The 17336-nt window shown below is 65.3% G+C and carries 16 protein-coding genes; 10 read left to right on the top strand and 6 right to left on the bottom strand.

The window, feature by feature from the left end:
* Window positions 1-113 precede the first annotated feature (113 nt).
* From AC1DCF_RS10080 to AC1DCF_RS10065, 4 genes are all read left to right on the top strand, one after another.
* A complete protein-coding gene (locus tag AC1DCF_RS10080; protein ID WP_477210877.1) occupies window positions 114-1439 on the top strand; it encodes an MFS transporter in 1326 nt (441 codons plus the stop codon).
* A gap of 69 nt (window positions 1440-1508) precedes the next feature.
* The gene (locus tag AC1DCF_RS10075; protein WP_477210876.1) at window positions 1509-3137 is read left to right on the top strand and encodes an amidohydrolase; all 1629 of its coding nucleotides are present in this window, start codon (window positions 1509-1511) and stop codon (window positions 3135-3137) included.
* A 112-nt stretch (window positions 3138-3249) separates the two neighbouring features.
* On the top strand, window positions 3250-4938 hold the full coding sequence (locus tag AC1DCF_RS10070; RefSeq protein WP_477210875.1) for a long-chain-fatty-acid--CoA ligase: 1689 nt from the start codon (window positions 3250-3252) through the stop codon (window positions 4936-4938).
* Between the two features lie 358 nt (window positions 4939-5296).
* Complete coding sequence (locus AC1DCF_RS10065; RefSeq protein ID WP_477210874.1) at window positions 5297-6529, top strand: glycosyltransferase; 1233 nt, start codon at window positions 5297-5299, stop codon at window positions 6527-6529.
* Between the two features lie 43 nt (window positions 6530-6572).
* Here the strand turns inward: AC1DCF_RS10065 and AC1DCF_RS10060 are convergent, their stop codons facing one another.
* Both AC1DCF_RS10060 and AC1DCF_RS10055 read right to left on the bottom strand, forming a co-directional pair.
* A complete protein-coding gene (locus AC1DCF_RS10060; protein ID WP_477210873.1) occupies window positions 6573-7226 on the bottom strand; it encodes a hypothetical protein in 654 nt (217 codons plus the stop codon).
* Window positions 7226-7603: a PLD nuclease N-terminal domain-containing protein gene (locus AC1DCF_RS10055; RefSeq protein WP_477210872.1), complete on the bottom strand. Its 378-nt coding sequence runs from the start codon at window positions 7601-7603 to the stop codon at window positions 7226-7228. The genes AC1DCF_RS10060 and AC1DCF_RS10055 overlap by 1 nt, the downstream gene beginning before the upstream one ends.
* Window positions 7604-7694: 91 nt before the next feature.
* Here AC1DCF_RS10055 and AC1DCF_RS10050 point away from each other — a divergent pair, with 91 nt between their 5' ends.
* Together AC1DCF_RS10050 and AC1DCF_RS10045 are read left to right on the top strand one after the other, a co-directional pair.
* Window positions 7695-8033: a hypothetical protein gene (locus AC1DCF_RS10050; RefSeq protein ID WP_477210871.1), complete on the top strand. Its 339-nt coding sequence runs from the start codon at window positions 7695-7697 to the stop codon at window positions 8031-8033.
* Window positions 8034-8102: 69 nt separating this feature from the next.
* On the top strand, window positions 8103-9128 hold the full coding sequence (locus AC1DCF_RS10045) for a hypothetical protein (protein ID WP_477210870.1): 1026 nt from the start codon (window positions 8103-8105) through the stop codon (window positions 9126-9128).
* 12 nt (window positions 9129-9140) lie between these two features.
* Here the strand turns inward: AC1DCF_RS10045 and AC1DCF_RS10040 are convergent, their stop codons facing one another.
* Window positions 9141-9803, bottom strand: coding sequence for an alpha/beta fold hydrolase (locus tag AC1DCF_RS10040; RefSeq protein ID WP_441789104.1), 663 nt, complete (start codon window positions 9801-9803; stop codon window positions 9141-9143).
* A gap of 116 nt (window positions 9804-9919) precedes the next feature.
* Between AC1DCF_RS10040 and AC1DCF_RS10035 the strand changes: the two genes are divergently transcribed.
* Window positions 9920-10645: an alpha/beta fold hydrolase gene (locus AC1DCF_RS10035; RefSeq protein ID WP_477210869.1), complete on the top strand. Its 726-nt coding sequence runs from the start codon at window positions 9920-9922 to the stop codon at window positions 10643-10645.
* Between the two features lie 56 nt (window positions 10646-10701).
* Here the strand turns inward: AC1DCF_RS10035 and AC1DCF_RS10030 are convergent, their stop codons facing one another.
* Window positions 10702-11838, bottom strand: coding sequence for a DUF998 domain-containing protein (locus tag AC1DCF_RS10030; RefSeq protein ID WP_477210868.1), 1137 nt, complete (start codon window positions 11836-11838; stop codon window positions 10702-10704).
* A 173-nt stretch (window positions 11839-12011) separates the two neighbouring features.
* On the opposite strand from AC1DCF_RS10030, the gene AC1DCF_RS10025 reads away from it, so the two are divergent.
* Both AC1DCF_RS10025 and AC1DCF_RS10020 read left to right on the top strand, forming a co-directional pair.
* A complete protein-coding gene (locus tag AC1DCF_RS10025; protein WP_477210867.1) occupies window positions 12012-12983 on the top strand; it encodes an NAD(P)-dependent alcohol dehydrogenase in 972 nt (323 codons plus the stop codon).
* A 62-nt stretch (window positions 12984-13045) separates the two neighbouring features.
* Window positions 13046-13654 carry an antibiotic biosynthesis monooxygenase gene (locus tag AC1DCF_RS10020; RefSeq protein WP_477210866.1) on the top strand — a complete coding sequence of 203 codons (609 nt, stop codon included), beginning with the start codon at window positions 13046-13048 and terminating at the stop codon, window positions 13652-13654.
* On the opposite strand, the gene AC1DCF_RS10015 is transcribed toward AC1DCF_RS10020, so the two are convergent.
* Window positions 13617-14306, bottom strand: a complete 690-nt coding sequence (locus AC1DCF_RS10015; RefSeq protein ID WP_477210865.1) for a TetR/AcrR family transcriptional regulator — start codon at window positions 14304-14306, stop codon at window positions 13617-13619. The genes AC1DCF_RS10020 and AC1DCF_RS10015 overlap by 38 nt on opposite strands.
* Window positions 14307-14408: 102 nt before the next feature.
* On the opposite strand from AC1DCF_RS10015, the gene AC1DCF_RS10010 reads away from it, so the two are divergent.
* Entirely contained in the window at window positions 14409-15464 is a 1056-nt protein-coding gene (locus tag AC1DCF_RS10010; RefSeq protein ID WP_477210864.1) for an NAD(P)-dependent alcohol dehydrogenase, read from the top strand.
* Window positions 15465-15498: 34 nt separating this feature from the next.
* Here AC1DCF_RS10010 and AC1DCF_RS10005 read toward each other — a convergent pair whose 3' ends face one another.
* Window positions 15499-17181, bottom strand: coding sequence for a histidinol-phosphatase (locus AC1DCF_RS10005; RefSeq protein WP_477210863.1), 1683 nt, complete (start codon window positions 17179-17181; stop codon window positions 15499-15501).
* Window positions 17182-17336: the final 155 nt, after the last annotated feature.

Genomic DNA, 17336 nt, shown 5'->3' with positions numbered 1-17336 from the left:
TATCGGCGCCCAAGAAAAAGGTTGTGGAACTGCCGACCTTTCTCGTAAGGTAACCGAATACCATTCGGTTAGCTTGATGACCGACCCCGTGCACTCGTTTTCAATGGAGAAGAATGACTGAAACACGTGAAACTGCCGACCTGACCGCAGATGCCTCCGAGCACGGCACTGCTTCGGCTGCTCCGGGTGTTGACGGTCGGGTCGCTCTGACGCTCCGCAAGGGAGTCGCGATCTTCGGCATCGGAGTCGTCGGATTCATGACGGCGAACCTCGTGCCGCTGATGATGATTGCGCTGTCCGACCAGCTCGGCCTGACGGTGACGCAGGCGGGGACCGTCATGACCGCCAGCCTTCTCTCGACCGCTCTGACCGCTTTGATCACAGCGCGCTGGGCGGCGGGAACACAGCGGCAGCTCATCGCCCGGATCGGTTTGTTTATCGCCTTCCTGGGCTTCGGCGCGGCGGCGGTCGTACCGATCGCACCGCTGGCGATCGCCGGAGTCATCGTGGGTGGGCTCGGTGCGGGTGGCGCGGTCTCGTCTGCCGGTGCGGCGTTGGCCGCACTGCGCAACCCGAACCGGGCATCCGGTTTCAGCGGGCTGACCAACCGAGTGTTGGTCACCGTCGTGCTTGCGCTGATTCCCCTGTTCGGAATCGTGATGCAGAGCGCATTCGGAATTCTTGCCCTGCTGGCGCTCGCCGCGTTCTTCACCGTGCGCTGGCTGCCGCTGTCGACGGCAGCAGCGGTGTCGACTCCGGTGGTCGGCGCAGCGATAGAGCCGGCTCCCTCGGCTCGCGTGCCAGGCAAGCCCACCAGCGATCGTCGCGTGACGATCGCCGGGTTCATTCTGCTCGTCAGTTTTGCCCTCTGGGCCGTGGCCGAAGACTCTCTCTGGGCGATGGCCGGGGCGATGGGCGCCGACCATGCCGGCTTCACCGAACAGAACCTCGGACTGGTGCTGAGTGCGTCGACGGCGGGCGGGCTTGTCGTTGCCATCGCGCTCATCTTCGTGGGGGCGAAGGGCGGTCGTGCGTTGCCGCTCGGCATCATGCTCGTGCTCGGCGGTGCCCTCAAGATCTGGGCGGCCTACGCGACAGACCCCGTGCTCTATGCCGGCCTCATCATCGTCTGGAACACCATTTATGCCACGGCGTTCATGTACATCGTCGCCACTGCCGCAGCACTCGATGCCGCCGGCCGCTGGTCGGGGCCGTTGCTCGGAACCTACCTCGTCGGCTCCAGCTTCGCGCCGGTGATCGGAGCGTCGCTGGCCGATCTCTTCGGCTACAACGGGCTGGGCATCATCCTGGGGTGTATCTCGTTCGCGCTGTGTGTTCCGCTCGTCTCCATTGCACGACTCTCGAGCCGCATCGAAAAGCGCCAGGCGCTCCATACCGCGAGCCTCGAACTCAACTTGCTCGCCAGCTCAACGGCCTAATACCCCCGGCGTCGACGACGCCCGACCTACTCCCCGCCACCACTGTGAGAGAAACGAAAACGAAAACCCATGACGCCACCCACCACAACCCTGTACACCAATGGCCGAATCTTCACCGCCCACGACACCGGCTGGGCCGAGTCGTTTGTCGTGCAGGACGACCGTCTCGCCTGGGTCGGTGATGAGGCAACTGCCCGCCGTCTGGCCGGTACCGCTCCGACCGTGGTCGACCTCGGCGGGCGGATGGTCATGCCCGGGTTCATCGACGCGCACACGCATCTGCTGATGATGGGGCAGTCACTCCAAAAAGTCGACCTGATGGATGCCGTCGACGTGGCAGACATCCAGGCGCGTCTGCGTGCCGCCCGGGCCGCCAACCCGGGGGCGAAGCGACTGTTCGGCCGCAGCTGGCTCTTCAACGTGATTCCCAATGGAACGCCGACGCGGGCCATGCTCGACGAGGCGGTGTCAGACATCCCCGTCTACCTGGACGCCAACGACCTCCATTCCATTTGGCTGAACAGCGCGGCGCTCGCCGAACTCGGCGTGAGCCGTGACACGCCAGACCCCATCGGCGGCACGATCAGCCGCAACAGTGACGGCGAGCCCGACGGGATGCTCTATGAAATGGCGGCGTTGGGCATCGCCTGGGCGGGGCTCGCGGCGTTGACCTCCGATGAGGAGCGCGATGTGGCGATCGATGCCACCTTCGCGGCGTACGCCGAAGCCGGGGTGACCGGAGCCATCGACATGGCGATGGATGCTGACTCCGTCGCCGCCATGGAACGCGCGATCGTGCGTCACGGCGGTCGACTCCCGCTGCGCGTGGTCGGGCACTGGCGCGTCTCGTTGTTCGAGGACCGGGCGCTCGGCCTGGCCGAGATCGAGCACGCCGCCGGACTGGCGCGCACGATCACCGGCCCCTGGTTTCGCCTGGCCGGAATCAAACTCATGGTCGACGGCGTCATCGACGCGTGCACCGCGGCGATGGTCGACCCGTTCCGCGACGGGTCGCGCCCCGACCCGATCTGGGACCTGGACTCGCTCATCGATGTCATCACCGCCGCGGATGCCGCCGGGCTTCAGATCGCCGTGCATGCCATCGGCGACCTGGCATCCGACAACGCGCTCACCGCATTCGAACAGGCCCAGATCGTGAACGGGCCGCGGCCCCGGCGGCACCGCATCGAGCACCTGGAAACTGTGCTGGCCGAGAACGTGACGCGGCTCGCGCAACTCGGTGTCGTCGCATCCATGCAACCGGTGCATGCCGACCCAGCCGTGCAAGAGAACTGGCGCGCGATGCTCGGAGACGGGCGGGTGGATCGCGGGTTCCCGTGGCCGGAGATGACGGATGCCGGTGCCCGGGTGGCGTTTGGAACCGACGCTCCGACGGCCCCGCACGAAGCGCTGCCCAATATGTTCATCGCCGCGACGCGGCGGTCCGCCTTGGTGCCGAGCCTGCTGGCGAATGTGCCGTCGATGAAGGTCTCCCTCGAGGACGCACTGCGGCACGCCACCATCGACGCCGCCTACTCGTGCGGCGACGAGCTCAATCGCGGAAGCCTGGCCACTGGAATGCTCGCCGATTTCATCGTGCTCGACACGAACCCGTTCGAGCAGGGGGAGGAGAGTCTCCTCGGTGCCCAGGTGATGCTGACCGTGGTGGGCGGTCAGACGGTGTTTGAGCGCTCGTAGGAGAGCCCTGGCTTCCAATCTGGGCGTGGCGAATCCCGCTGGGCGTGCGAGAGGGCGCACGCCCACCGGGATTCCGCACGCCAGAGCGCCGGGTTCGGGGGAAGATTGACTCATGGCGAACACTGAGCAGCAGCCCTGGGTCACGAACTATCAGCCGGGAGTACCGGCCAAGATCGAGCTTCCGACCGAGTCGCTCGTGGCGATGCTCGAACGCTCGGTCGCCGAGGCGGGCGAGGCTCCCGCCCTCGAATTCTTCGGCCGCCGCACGAGCTACACCGAGCTCGGCGAGCAGATCGACCGCGCCGCCGAAGGGCTGCGACAGCTCGGGGTGCGCGCGGGCGACCGCGTCGCCCTCATCCTGCCGAACTGCCCACAGCACGTCGTCGCGTTCTACGCGATCCTGCGCCTCGGCGCCGTCGTCGTCGAGCACAACCCGCTCTACACCTCGCGGGAACTGCGTCACCAGTTCGAGGACCACCAGGCCCGCGTGGTGATCGCCTGGGACAAGTCGGCTGCGGCGGTCCACGATTTTCCGGCCGACATCGAAATCGACCACGTCGTCTCCGTCAACCTGCTGCAGGCCTTTCCCGCGGTCAAGCGATTCGCGCTGTACCTGCCGGTGAAGAGTCTGCGCGAATCACGCGAGGCGTTGACCGGTGCGGCACCCGGGACCATCCCCTGGAAAGACTTGCTCAGTCACGGACCGATCGACCCGGAGCATCCGCGCCCCTCGGTCGACGACTTGGCCGCGATCCAGTACACCTCGGGTACGACCGGCCGCCCGAAGGGCGCGATGCTCACCCACTTCAACCTGTATTCCAACGCGTTGCAAGGCGAGGCGTGGATGCACGGCGCCGAGTACCGCAAGGAGATCTTCTACGCGATCTTGCCCATGTTCCATGCGTTCGGTATGACGCTTTACCTGACCTTCGGCATCCGCAAGCAAGGTCTGCTCGTGCTGTTTCCGAAGTTCGAGCCCGGCCTGATCCTCGACGCGATGAAGAAGTCGCCGGCTACGGTGTACTGCGCCGTGCCGCCGATCTATGAGCGCACGGCGCTGGCGGCCAAGGAGAAGGGGGTGTCACTGCGCTCGTGCAAGTACTGCATCTCGGGTGCGATGAACCTGCCTGACCACGTGGTTGAGCTGTGGGAATCGATGTCGGGCGGGCTGCTCGTCGAGGGCTACGGGATGACCGAGTCGTCGCCGGTCGCGCTCGGCAACCCATTCCACCCGACCCGGCGCACCGGCACGATCGGCGTGCCGTTCCCGTCGACCCTGATGAAGGTCGTCGATCTCGATGACCCGACGCACGAGGTGCCGCAGGGGGAGCCGGGGGAGTTGCTGATCAAGGGACCGCAGGTCTTCGGCGGTTACCTGAACAATCCCGAAGAGACAGCCAAGGTGCTCACGGCCGACGGCTGGCTGCGCACCGGCGACATCGTCACCGTCGACGCCGACGGTTTCACGACCATCGTCGACCGCGCCAAGGAGCTGATCATCACGGGCGGCTTCAACGTGTCGCCCTCGGAGGTCGAGGGTGTGCTGCGTCTGCACCCCGCGGTGAAGGATGCCGCGGTGTTCGGCAAGCCGCTGGAGCGCGGCGGTGAGATGGTCGTCGCGGCGGTCGAGCTCGAACCCGGAAGCACGTTCGACGAGGAAGCCTTGCGCGCGCATTGCCGCGACCACCTGGCGGCCTACAAAATCCCGAAGCGGATCGTGCCGATCACCGATACTCCGCGTTCGATGCTGGGCAAGATTTTGCGCAAGCAGGTGAGGGAGCAGGTCTTGCCGGTGCTTTGACGCTGACCCGGGCGCTGCTTCCGCCCTCCTGCCCCACTCTGGCGCGGTGTATCCCCGCTGGCGCGCCCTCTACCCGGCGCCCAGCGGGAGACACCGCGCCGAGAACGTACACACGATGGTGCCCGTGCGGCGCTGATGAGAACGTGAAAGGGAAATCGCAGGAAGCGGGCGCCGGCGTCCGACGGTTGCCGAGAACCGGTAATATAACGGCTGCCGACTGGTCATTCGAGATCTGCAATGGTTGCCTCCGAATGGGGGGCATCGACGCGGGGGGAACGCATACCGTCGGCACCTCAGTCTTCTTGAACGCCATGCACCCCGGAAAGGGCGACGCTCTTGTCAACTCAGAGGCCACCCATTGTCTGACCTCAGCACCAATCGTCTGCGGATTTTGATCGGTGCTGACACCTTCATCCCCGACGTCAACGGTGCAGCACGATTCACCCGTGATCTCGCCGTGCGACTCTCGAAGCGCGGCCACGACGTCCACGTCGTCGCACCGGCGACCAGCACCCGTTCCGCGACGGGGATCGAACTCATCGACGGGCAGCCGATCAGCGTGCACCGACTCGGCAGCGTGCGCTGGCCGTCGCACGACTGGCTTCGTTTCGTGCCTCCGTGGCGGGTGCGCGCAGCGGCCGGACGCATCCTCGACGAGGTCACACCCGATGTGGTTCACGTCCAGTCGTTCATCAACATCGGTCGCGGCCTCGCTCGGGAAGCCCACGCCCGGGAGCTGCCGCTCATGGCCACCAACCATGTGATGCCCGACAACATCGTCGACGTCAGCGGTTTTCCCGAAGTGTTGAAACCCCGCCTCGCCCAGATCGGCTGGAACCTCGCCGATTCGGTGCTCACCCTGGCCGACACCGTCACGAGCCCGACCCCGATCGCCGCGCGCTACCTCACCGAGAACACGAGCGTCGGAACCGTCATCCCGTTGTCCTGCGGCATCGACCTAGAGCGCTTCACCCCGCGATTCGAGCGCCCCGCCGGAAACCGCGTGGTCTACGTCGGTCGCCTCGACCCCGAGAAGAACATCGACACGCTTCTGACCGCGTACTCGATGGTTCCGCGCGAACTCAGCGACGGACTCGACCTCGTCGGCGGCGGAACCGCACATTCACGTTTGCAGGCCTGCGCGCGGGAGCTGGGAATTGAAGACCGCGTGGTCTTCCACGGCCGGGTCAGTGACGAACGACTGATCGAGCTCCACGAGCAGGCCTCGGTGTTCGTGATGGCTTCGACCGCCGAGCTGCAAAGCATCGCAACCCTCGAGGCGATGGCCTGCGGCACCCCGGTCGTGCTCGCCGACGCGATGGCGCTGCCGCACTTGATCGAGCATGGCGAGAACGGTCATCTCGTCGAACCGCAGAACGCCGAGGAATTCGCACGGGCGATCGAATCGATTCTTCGAAACGATGAGGAAGCCGACGAACGGATGCGCCGCGCGGCATTCGGGAAGGCCCAGGAGCACGACGCCCAGAACGTGATCCTGCGCTACGAGGAGCTCTACGAGCAGATTGCCGCAGTCACGCGGGGGAGCGTCGACGAGGCAGAGGATGCCGACGATGAGGATGCCGCGGCCTAGCGGTCGTGCCGGCGCCGAGTCGTGCTGTGGGCTGGCCTCGGTATCAGCTCGGCTGAGGCACTCGCCGGCTCACCGGCTCGATACCGCGGCGACTCAACAGTGCCGCGGTCAGGAAGCACGCGGCACCGAGGAACGTTCCGAGATTCGCCCAGAACAGGCTGACCAGGTCGCCGGTCGCCGGAAGCACGTACGCGCCGATCGCTGACAGGCCGAAGAAGACCGACCCGAACATGTTCAGCCAGGTGCACCGCCAGGTGCGTGCGCTCGGATCCCACAGCGTGTCCCGCTCGGTCGTCGCGACCACGGCGAAGGCGCTCGCGACCAGAAAGCAGGCCGAGCCGACGGCATCCGGCGCCCAGCCGCTGTTGACCCGTGTGTCGCTGTTCAGCGCGGTGATGAGGGCTTCGGTGGTGCTCAGGTTGAAGAAGAGGGTGCCCAGAAACTGGATGGCCGAGCCCCACCAGTCGAACGCGTCTGGTCGGTTCATTGACCGGTGCGGCGGACGCCTGCCACTCAAGCTGAGTTGGATGAAGGCGGCGGCGGTAAACCACAGGGCCCCGATGAAGAAGGTGAGGTTGGTGATCGCGGGACCGACGGCGACGGCATAGAACGGAACGGCGCCGATGAGAAAGAAGAAGGAACCGAGCGCAAAGCCCCAGGCTTCGCGTCGCAGTCTGATCGGGGTCGGCGGCGGCATCAGTCCGACACGCGGGGCGGTTCGTCGAGTTCGCCCTGCAGCCGGCGCAGCTGAGCTTGCTTGTTGTAGAACTCGATTTCCCGATCGAGCTCAGCGAGTTCGTCTTCGGTGGTCTTGCCGTTTCTGCGCACGGGTTCGTCAGCATTCGGGCGGGGCGTTTCGCGTCGGCGAGGGTCACCGAAGCCGCCGCGGTCGATGGGCGTGGCATACTCGCGCCCGATCGTGAACCAGAGGATGCAGCCGATCAGCGGAAGGAAGATGACGATCATGATCCACATCGTCTTCGGCAGATGCTTCACCTGGCCGTCTTGCCTCAGGATGATGTCGATGAGCGCACCGAGCACGAGCATGAAGGTGACGACGGCAACGGCGAACATGCGGCACAGTCTATTGAGTGCCGGGGGAGATACGCGAGCATTTCGCGCCGGACTGCCCAGAGCGGGGAGAGCGCCGCACTAGTCTGGCTGCATGAGCGAGCAGTCAGCGAGTCAGGCGCCAGGTCCCCGCACGCGTCGCTCCAGGGCGGCCCATTTCGGCCTGCTTGCCGTGGGGATCGTGGCTGTGCTGGTTGGCCTCGTGCTTTTCTTCCTGCCGGTCAGCCCGCCAACGATCGGCTGGTTCGCCTACCAACCGCTCAGTGAGACGACCTTCGTGCCGTCCGGGACCTTTCTGACCCCGCTGCAGCAGACCGCAACTGTCATCGGTAGTCTCGGGATGCTGCTGCTGGCATTCGCGGCCGGCTGGGCGTTTGGGCGACGGGAGTCGCGGAGCAAGAACGACCGGGGCCCAGTTCGGGGGGATTCGTAACCCGATGACCGGCGATAGCCTGGCCACGCGACGGTGGATCCTGAACGCGAGCCGCCGCGAGGGGGATGAATGCGCAGTGTGACCTACGACGAATTCGTCGTAGCCTGGCAAACCTATTGGGGGCGGCGAGAGATCGGGTTCGTCATCGACAACGCGATGGCCAACCAGGTCGCAGCATCGGAGAAGACGCTGCGTGCGTTCTACGCGCAGTGGGTGGCCGCGCTCGAAGTCTTTCCGGTGGAGAGTTCGATCTGGCTCCTCGGAACACCCGACCTGACGCCAGAACTCCTCCCGACCCGGCGGCCGCGCGACGTCGGACCTCCGCCGGTGGCACGCGTCGGCCCCTTCGTCACGGGAAATCCGAGCACCTTCGGCGTCTCCCAGCACGCAGGCGACTACGTCATCCCGCTGCCGAAAAACAGTGAGGCCGCGCGATTCGGCCGAAGGGCGGCGCGCGGCAAACCTGGTTTGATCATCAGCCTCATCGCCCTCGCAACCGCGTGGATTCCCTACTTCGCTCTTCCTCTTGCACTGCTCGGCCTCGCCTGGACGTCGGTTGCGCACTGGAACCTCCACCGGCACTTCCGCCGAGGTGGGCTCCCGCTTCTCTGGCGAGTCAGGGGACCGCTCATCGCCGGGCAGGTCGCGGCGGTGCTGTCAATCGTGCTCGCCGTCACGATCGCGGTTCCTCGTTTCCTCCCGACCACGCCCGATCTGAAAGAACAGTTTGCTATGTCTCACAGCTATGAAGGGTCGCTGACCGGCGGCATCATCGATCGTCTTCGCCAGCATTGGCCGGAGGCGGATGTGACCGCCGAGTTTGACAACGGGGATCCCGATTCACCAACGTTCATTCGGGTGCGCGTGGCCACGGATGTCTACCTCGATGCGGTGCCAGGTGAGGTCGGCTGGACCGCTCGTCCGATGGCTGTTGTCGGCGGAAAGATCATTCCGGTGGAGAACAACCCCGCCTACGGATTCGGGGTCACGGCGAATGATCCAGCAGAACTGATTGCCGACCGCTTCTACGAAGAAGTGCGGTTCTGGTGGGCTCAACTGCATCCAGACGACGTAGAAAATGAACAGTCGGCCTAGGCGCCCCCAGAGCTAGCCGAGCAGGTAGTCGGCCACGCCCCGCGGGTTCGCGAGTGCGACCAGGTGACCGCCGGCCACGACATCCGGTTCGATGCCGAGTCGATCAATCGCGACCTGACGTTGAAACTCGAGCGGGAAGAACCGGTCGTGCCGTCCGGCCAGCACCCGCACCGCGATCTCCGGCCATTCGACGAAGTCACACGGTGAGTCGAATGCGGCGCTGGCCTCCGGCCGTTGGTACGGCTCGCCCTCGGCCGCCACATCGGGTGAAATGTCATGAAGAAAATAGGTGTCGTTGTCGAAGTCGGTGCTGTATCCACCGTCGAGGGCGGCCTGCACCCGCGCCTCCTCCCACCCGGTGTCCTCCCACCACTCGCCTGGAGTTTCGCCGGGAACCGGGATCATCGGATTCACCAGAATGAGCTCCTGAACCGCCGGGTGGGCCGCGGCGAGTGGCGCGGTGAACCCTCCGAGCGACTGCGCGACGAGCACCACGTGCTTGCTGTGACCGATGGCCCGCTCGACCAGTGCGGCGTACTCGGCGAGCCCGGCCGACTCGTCGTCACCGGGGAGATCGACCGCGACGACGTCATGCCCGGCGGTGCGGAGGTGCGGAAGTACACGACTCCAGTACCAAGCCGACCCACCGGCACCCGGAATCAACACATATTTCATGAACATTTTCTCTCCCGTCTGCGTGCGCAGCGTACTCCTGACACAGCGACCTGTGGATGTTCGGCGCACGCGCCGGCCAACGCCACCATGTCGGAGGGGCGGTGTAGCGTGCCCGCATGGACATCATTTTGGTACCCGGATTCTGGTTGGATGCGTCGTCCTGGTCAGAGGTGTCGCCGCCGCTCGTCGCGGCCGGCCATCGCGTGCACCCGCTGACCCTGCCCGGCAAAGAGTCTCTCGAAGCCTCGCGGGCCGGCATCGGCTTGCAGGATCACATCGATGCCGTCGTGAAGGCGATCGACGCTCTTGTCGGCCCCGTCGTGCTCGTCGGCCATTCCGGCGGCGGCGCCATCATCTACGGCGCAACTGACGCGCGTCCCGACCGGGTCGCCCGCGCGATCTACGTCGATAGCGGCCCGCTCGCCCCGGGCGGCGTCATCAACAGCGAGCTTCCGGCCACCGAAGACGAGGTGCCGCTGCCGTCGTGGGAGACCTTCGACGACGCCGACCTCACCGATCTGACCGACGAGCTGCGGGCCGAATTCCGGGCCAGGGCGATTCCCGAGCCGCGTGGCGTCGCCTACGACACGCAGCAGCCGCTGAACGACGAGCGCCGCTTCGACGTGCCGACCACGATCATCGCGTGCGAGTTTCCGTCGGCGCAGATTCGTGAGTGGATTCAGGGCGCGCATCCGTATGTGGCCGAGCTCGCGCGCATCCACGACGTCGAGTACGTCGACCTGCCGACCGGTCACTGGCCGCAGTTCACCCGGCCGGCCGAGCTCGGCACCGAGCTTCTGACAGCCGTCAACCGGTCGGCTGATGAACCGGTCGGCCGATGAACCGGTGAGCCTGTGACTGCGGGGCGATTCGCTGGGCCTCTCGAACGCTGCGGCGCCTAACCCGGAAAATTCGGCGCCACCGCGACAGCAGATTCCGACCCGAGTCCGGCCGCATGGTCGAGCTGCGCGTGCGCCTCGGTGCGGTCATCCTGACTGACCGCAGCGGTGTTGCGGATGAGTACGATCACCCAGGTGAAGATCAGCACGGCGGCGATCAGCTCGACCGCCGTCAGGTTGTAGTAGCCGATGCCGTACAGCACTGCGGCAACCCCGATCACGGCGATGAACAGATAGCCGAGGGCGAGGAAGGTTCGCGGAAGACTGGGGATCAGGCTCCGAACGGCGATGACGAGGTAGACGTAGATCAGCGCCATTCCGATCGCGACGGTGTTGTGAATGGTGTGGAACTCGTCGGTGGGGAAGATCCCGACGCAGGCGAGGAACAATCCGATCAGCACCAGCGACCATTTCACGACCCGCGGACCGCGAGTCGGGCGACCTGCCGCAACGGCTGTCAGCTCGAGTTCCGTGGTCATGTAGTTGGCGAGCGTGGTCAGGATGATCCCGGTCACGACGAGCGTCACGTTGAAGGCCGCCGAGGAAAAGTCGTCGTCGATGCCGAGTGTGCTGACGTTCTCCTGCCACCAATGCGGGTCTTGGGCGGTGAGCATGCTCGTGAGGCCACCCGCGACAAGGAAGACCGCGAGAAGGGTGGAGAGGCGGAACATGTCCATGCGGGCTGCGGAGAGATAGACGAAGTAGATCGTGCCTGCGACGATGGCGGCGGCGAACAATGCGGCGGGAACGAAGTACAGCACGGCATCGGTGAAGCCACGTTGGATGACCCAGAAGCTGACCAGGATCGTGAGCAGCGCGAGGGCGGCGTGCGCGAACGCGAGCGCCGCCACATCGAGGATCTGCTTCGGCAGGTGGGAACCACGCAGCCAGACCATCGACGGTGTGCGGGTGGCGAGTGTGTAGGAGATCACGAAAACGACCAGTGTGCACGCGGCGCCGGTCAAGGCGGCCAGCTGGCCGACGGATCCCGGCCCCGCGAGCGGGGCGTCGTGGCCGGCGAACGCCACCAGCCCAATCAACGCCGTCACCACGAACGCGATCGCGCCCGCCGTCAACGCCCTCGATTCGGTCGTGACTGCTTTGGTCCGCTGCTTCGGGTCGGTGAGAGTCGTCATGCCAGGGTCCTCCACTAGGTTCGCCACTACCTGAGCCCGACGAGCTTCGGCCGACGGCGCACTCAGGCTACGGATTGGCCGAAACGTGAGCATCACACCAAATGGGTGAGGCGAAGTGCACAGACTGAAATGAACGTGCCGCCTGCACGGGGATCCCCTGTTAGATTGTGCGCATGCGCGCTGCAGTTCATACGAAGTACGGCGGACCCGAGGTTCTGAGCATCGAGCACGTCGCCAAACCGCGCGCGTTGCCCGGTGAGATTCTGATCAAGGTGTTCGCCGCATCCGTCAATCGCACCGATTGCGGATTCCTGCGGGGAAATCCACTTCTCGTCAGACTGTTCAGCGGCGTCGGCAAGCCGAAGGCGCAGACCCTCGGCAATGAATTCGCCGGCCGGGTCGAAGCGGTGGGCGACGGCGTCACCACGTTTTCGGTCGGTCAAGATGTCTTCGGTTATGACGGATACGGTTTTGGCGGCCAGGCCGAGTACAAGACGGCCCGCGTCACAGGGATGGTGGCGCTCATCCCCGCGGGGATGACCTACGCCGAGGTCGTTCCCAGCACGGAGGGCGCCCACTACGCCTTGAACATCATTCGCTCGGCAGGAATCTTCGCTGGGCAGAACGTGCTCATCTATGGTGCAACCGGCGCGATCGGGTCGTCGGCGGTGCAACTCGTGAAGCATCTCGGCGCGCGAGTGACCGCGGTTTGCGACACGAAGAGCCTCGCGCTCGTCGCCTCCCTCGGCGCCGACCGCGTCGTCGACTACACCCGGGAGGATTTCACCCGGCTCGACGACCGGTTCGACGCGGTTCTCGATACCGTCGGAAAGAGTTCGTTCAGCGCGTGCAAGACGCTGCTGAACCCGCGCGGCGTCTACGTGTCGACCGAGCTGGGCCGCGGATGGCAGAACCCGCTACTCGCCATCGGAACCGCCATGTTCAGTGGCAAAAAGGTGCTCTTTCCCATCCCGAAAGACACGAGAGACGACGTGATTTTTCTCAAGGGGCTGATGGAGATCGGCGCGTTCAAACCGGTCATCGACCGGAGCTTCTCCCTCGACGAGATTGCCCTGGCCTATCAATACGTCGAGTCCGGGGTGAAGATCGGGAACGTGGTCATCCGGGTGGCCGACGAGCGCTAGTCGGCGGCCGCGGCGCGCCCCAGCGCGGCATATCGGCTCGGCACTCCGGCAATACTTGAAGGATGAACGCTGACGAACGCTCGGGCGACGAGACCGGAGCATCCCACGGCGGCGGCCTGCCCGTCACTGTGTCGATCACACGGTTGGTCGACCCGACAAACATCGCCGAGGCGACCCGCTGGGTGCAGGAGGGCGTGAACCTGGCGAGCAGCTATCCGGGATTCCTCGGCTCCGGCTGGGTGCGAGCCTCGGCCGACTCGCACGAGTGGCATCTGCTCTATCGGTTCAGCGATGTGGCACTGCTTGACGACTGGGAGGCCTCGGACGACCGTGCCGACTGGCTGTTTGACGGCCGTGAGTTGGTTGAGGTGGCTCGCGTCGACAAACGGACCGGCATTGAGGGGTGGTTCGACTCGCCGCAGCGCGAGGAGACCGAAGCGCCAGTGCCCACCGCGCCGCCGCGGTGGAAGCAAGCGGTGATCATCGGTCTCGGCTTCTACCCGGTCAACCTGGCCTTCACCCTGTTCGCCGTCGCAGTGGTCCCCGGGTGGCGCAGCTTCTGGCCGCTCTTCACGGTGCTGGTATCAACACTCGTGCTCACGCCGGTCATGACCTACTGGGTGCTTCCGTTCATCACGCGGATGCTGCGTCCCTGGCTGCATCGGAGTTGAGCTGACGCTCCAGCGCGTCGAGAACGAGGTCGAGACCGAACTCGAACTCGTTGTTGTAGGAATAGCCCGGCTGCATCACCAGCTCACTGGCAATCTCCGCGAGGTGCGGATACTGGTCGACTGGCATCTGCGCCATCATCATCTCCATCACCGCTTCGGTCTCCTCGAATGTGTCGAACGGCAGATTCTTGGCTTGGAGGGCAAAGCCATAGAGATAGCTGTCGATCGTCGAATAGGCGTGCGCGGCGAGGAGCAGGGGAAACCCGCCGACGCGCAGCGTGCCGAGCACCGAGTCGTGGTGGCGGAGGTTGGCCGGGCCGGGGGATTGGCGGGACTCCATCAACGGAGTCGCCCAGGGATGCCGCCGCAGTGCCTCGTTGACCGACACCGACCGGCGGCGAATCGCGCTCTTCCACTCGGAGCCGACGATCGGAAGCTCGATCTCTCCATAGACGACATCGATCATTGCGTCGAGGAGGTCTTCCTTGTTCGCCACGTGGTTGTAGAGCGACATCGCTTCAACGCCGAGCGCCTCGCCGACCTTGCGCATCGTCAGCACGTCGAGACCGCCGGCATCCGCCACCGTCATTCCGGCCGTCACCACCCGTGCGCGATCGAGGCGGCGGCGGGATTCTGTGGTGGATTTCGTCACGATGCTCGTACTTTCGCTCTGCATTCCCCTTGACAAGACTTACAGCGTAAGCCTACCTTTACTTACAACGTAAGTTTCGGAATCGGTGAACGAAGGATGATCATGAACGACACCAAGCAACAGGCTGCGTCGACACGTGTGAGCCCGGGGGACCAGCGCATGTCGGCGATGGTGCAGCACGAGTACGGCGAGGCGCGTGATGTGCTGAACCTTCTGCAGATCGAGCGGCCGACACCGAGCGATGAGGAGGTCATCGTGCGGGTGAATGCCGCCGGGGTCGACCGCGGCGCCTGGCACCTGATGGCGGGCTTGCCCTATCCGGTGCGGCTCGCGGGTTACGGGATCAGGTCACCGAAAACCGGGGTTCGGGGTCGCGAGCTGGCGGGTGTCGTCGAGTCCGTGGGAAACCGGGTGAACACGGTGAAGCCGGGCGATGAGGTTTTCGGGATCGGCGAGGGAGCGTTCGCCGAGTTTGCGTCGTGCCGGGCCGATCTCCTCGTGCCGAAGCCGAAGAATCTGACGATGGTGCAGGCGGCGGCCGTGCCGATCTCGGCGCTGACCGCGCTCCAGGCGGTGCGCGATCACGGTCGGGTTCAGGCCGGTCAGAAGGTGCTGATCATCGGCGCCGGCGGCGGGGTGGGGAGTTTCGCGGTGCAAATCGCGAAGGCTCGGGGCGCGGATGTCACCGGGGTCTGCAGCACGGGCAAGGTCGAGCTCGTGACGTCGCTCGGGGCCGATCGCGTCATCGACTACACCCGTGCTGACATCACCTCCGGGATCAACTCCGGGATGACCGACGACGGTGAGCGCTACGACGTCATTCTCGACACCGGCGGAAATCGGCCGCTGTCCCTGCTCCGGAAGGCGCTCACGCCGACCGGAACCGTGGTGATCGTGGGCGCCGAAACGGGCGGCCGGTGGCTCGGCGGAACCGAACGCCAGCTGCAGGCCGTGGTGTTGTCGCCCTGGATCAGCCAGCGACTGGTGAGCTTCATCGCCTCCGAGAATCGCGCAGATCTTCAGGAGCTTGCGGGGATGTTGGAGGCGGGGGCGATCACGCCGGCGATCGACCGCACTTATCCGCTCAGCGAGACGGCCGCAGCGATCGAGCACATGCAGGCGGGTCGAGTTGGCGGCAAAGTCGTCATCACAATGTGAGGTTGGCCGAACGGCTGCCCTCGTCTGCCGACGTCTAAACGACCGTGATGAACACCGGGTTGCTGTAGAACCAGGTGTCGATCCACGGGTTGCCCTCGTCGGTGCCACCACCGTGCGCGATCGGGCCCCGCGGGTCGACTGTCGCACCCAGCGGCCCCACACCGCCGCGATTGCCGTCGCTGCCGCGCAACCGGAGATAGAAGGACGAGTCGACGCTGGTGAACGTGCGCGTGAGGGAGATTTGCCCAGTCGCGCCCGTCGTGTCGATCTGCTCGTGCACGCGTGTGCCCGGTGTGGTGATGGCATCGGGATCTGAGGCGGGCCCGGTCACAAGCCCGCGAATGATGTCGACATGGGCCAGCTTCGGCAGGATTCCCGCGAAATTCTCCGTCGTCGTCGGGCGGATGGTGATGGTCAGTTCCACATCGGTGCCGCGTGGAACGGTGAGTGTCGAACCCATGCCGCGTCCGGGGCCGGCGTGCCCGACCGGGCGCACCCGCACGTCGAGGGCATTGATCAGGTGACCGTGGTCGACCCACATGCGACCGGCACGCATCGCGGCCATGACGCTGCCGTAGGTGCGGGCGTCAGCGCCGATGTGTGTACGACTGAATTGGCCGGGCCAGTAGTCACTTCCTCCTTGTGGGCTGCCCGTTTCGATCGGGTCTGCCCGGCGTCCGGCCCGAGTGAAGCTGTCGAGGCCCTGGTCGGTGTTCCACGGGCTGCCGCTCGGGAAGTCGCCGACGCGCATGGTGTCCATGGCGGTGAGGTGATTGTCGCTGTTCGTGGTGATCCAGAACGGCTTGCCTTCGGCCAGCATCGAGTCCCACATGCCGCCGACAACGGAGGTGACCCAATCGAAACCGCCCCTCGTCGTGTACGCCTCCGCCGGGAATCCGGCGAATGAGAACCTGCTCGGTGAGTTTTCGTACTCGCCACGCTGATTGTTCGGGCTGCGGTTGAGTCCGAACGCCGAGGCTTGTGCACCGGGTGCGCCTTCCATTCCGATCATGATCTCGGGATCGGCGTCACGCCATCCGCGCATCTCATGAGGGGAGTCGTAGCCGAGCCGTGACGGGTGGTTGGCCAGCACGAGCACATCGTCAATGAAGCCAGCCCGCTTCTGCGCGGCCAGCCATTGAATCGCCTGCCGCGCCTTCGGCTCCCAGTCTGCCGCTTGGCCGGTGTCGGGTTCCGGTTTCTCCCACTTGTTGAGCTTGCCGTCCCAGAGCAGCTCGAATTGACGCAGGATGCGCGCTTCGTTCAGCCCCGGCGCAACAATCACCGACGCGTGCTCTGCAGCCGGGATGTACCACTCGAGTCCTTGAAAGATGAGCATGTCGGGCCGGGCGGCACGGGCGAGGGTGATGTCGCGGTGCGAGTTCAGGGCGCCGCCACCGTTGGCATGACCCCAATTGCTGTGCTCGGTAAAGGTGAGAACGTCGACGCCGTATTCCTGCGCTTTGTCGAGCTGCTGGCTCTGCAGATACTTGGCGTCGTGGCTATAGACGGTGTGCACGTGGTGATCACCGACCAGCCAGGTTGGCGAGACGGGGTCGTCGAAGCCGGCGGCCTCCACGTGGGGCACGACGGCTGTTGCGGCGTGAGCCCGGTCAGATGAGAGGGCGGAGGCGGCCACAACGCCGGCCGCGACTACCCCAGCGGCCTGCATGAGCTGGCGCCGGTTCAAAGTCGGGGTATGAGGGATCGTGCACATCGGAAATCTCCTTCTGCTGGCAGGGCATCGCGAGCCTAAGGAGTTCAGATAGACGAGAGAAGTCGGGAAGCAAACACGCGGTAGCCGGGAGGCATCGGCTGTTCAGAGCGGAGATGCTTTCGCGACACCCACGTGCGAGACGATTCACAGGTTTG

Source organism: Leifsonia sp. 10L418, from assembly GCF_056395445.1.
Note: the sequence above shows the minus strand (reverse complement) of the source record. Positions and strands in the feature narration are given on the sequence as shown.